Origin of the sequence: uncultured Arthrobacter sp., from assembly GCF_902805515.1 — a bacterium.
Taxonomy (GTDB): Bacteria; Actinomycetota; Actinomycetes; order Actinomycetales; family Micrococcaceae; genus Arthrobacter_D.
The window spans coordinates 1-1,193 of the sequence record NZ_CADCTE010000049.1; the positions used below are offsets into that span (position 1 = coordinate 1).

2 protein-coding genes are annotated in these 1,193 nt (G+C 62.8%); both read left to right on the top strand.

Annotated features, from left to right (window positions below; translation table 11 throughout):
* The first annotated feature begins 459 nt into the window (after window positions 1-459).
* The gene (locus tag QZX79_RS04015; RefSeq protein ID WP_294565017.1) at window positions 460-675 is read left to right on the top strand and encodes a hypothetical protein; all 216 of its coding nucleotides are present in this window, start codon (window positions 460-462) and stop codon (window positions 673-675) included.
* A 277-nt stretch (window positions 676-952) separates the two neighbouring features.
* Window positions 953-1,193 (top strand): sulfatase-like hydrolase/transferase (locus QZX79_RS04020; protein WP_294565019.1); only part of this gene is annotated, 241 nt, incomplete at its 3' end.

Below are 1,193 nucleotides of genomic sequence, written 5' to 3' on the forward strand. Positions count from 1 at the left end.
GGCATGGACCTGAAGATGGTCTACGACGAGATCCCGGAGGACTAGCTGCCAGCCTGGGGATGCGGTCCGCAGCAACGTAGCGCCGGACCGCACCCCTTCCTCGCGCCCTCAATGCCGGAGCGGCCGTCGAGTGCGAGGTCAAGGAGGACCCACACCGTTTGGGCTACCACCTGCTCGGGCTGCCCCGTACGAACACATGGACCGTCGAACGTCGGCTTACCCGGGGGCGTCGTTCGACGGGAAGCCAGGGGCGACTGGATGACGGAAACAGGGTAGCGTGGGTTACGTACCGGCCCAGAAAGGAGCTACGGACGAGCGATGATAAGGGCTTCGTGTCATTGCGGCTCCGTCCGCCTCGAGATCAACGCTCCGCCGTCGGAGGTCACGGAGTGCAACTGCTCGATATGCAGGCGTTACGGCGTCTTATGGGCTTACTACCCGCCTCATCAAGTGCGCGTGTTGACCCCCGATCCTCCCACCGACGTCTACGCGTGGGGCGACAAGTCCATCGAATTCCACCGCTGCCGGACCTGCGGCTGTGTCTCGCACTGGGCCGCCGTAGACCGCAAGCGCAACCGGATGGGCGTCAACGCGCGCCTCATGGCCCCGGGAGTGCTCGCCGGTGCCCGCGTACGCCACCTCGATGGCGCAAACACCGAACGGTACATCGACTGACAATCGGCGGTTACGCCAACAACCGAGTTTTGGGCTCCCGAAGGACGACACGGCGGACTTTGAACGCGAGGAAGAATGCCAGACCCGGCGGCCGGACGGAGAGGGAGAACCTCGCCGCTTGGTCGCCGACCGCACGCCGGCGTCAACCTATTCCTGGCCAGCAATAGACCATCCCACACATTTTCTTGTGGATTTCCTAAGTTTGTCTAGCAATTGAGTAGAGTATATTGTAGGGTGTCGCCCCGTTGGACTTAGAGACGAGTTAATTGGAGGAAGAATGGATCGACCGAACGTCGTGGTGATCGTGGCGGACACGTTCCGGCGGGACCACATCGGGGCCTACGGGAACCCGTACATCAAGACCCCTTACCTGGACGCGTTCGCCCGCCAGTCGGCGGTGTTCGACCACCACGTCGTGTCGTCGTTCCCGACGATGCCGGCCCGGGCGGACATTTTGACGGGCACTTTCTCGTACACGCATATGGGTTGGGAGCCGTTGCCCAGGCACCTGACGACCT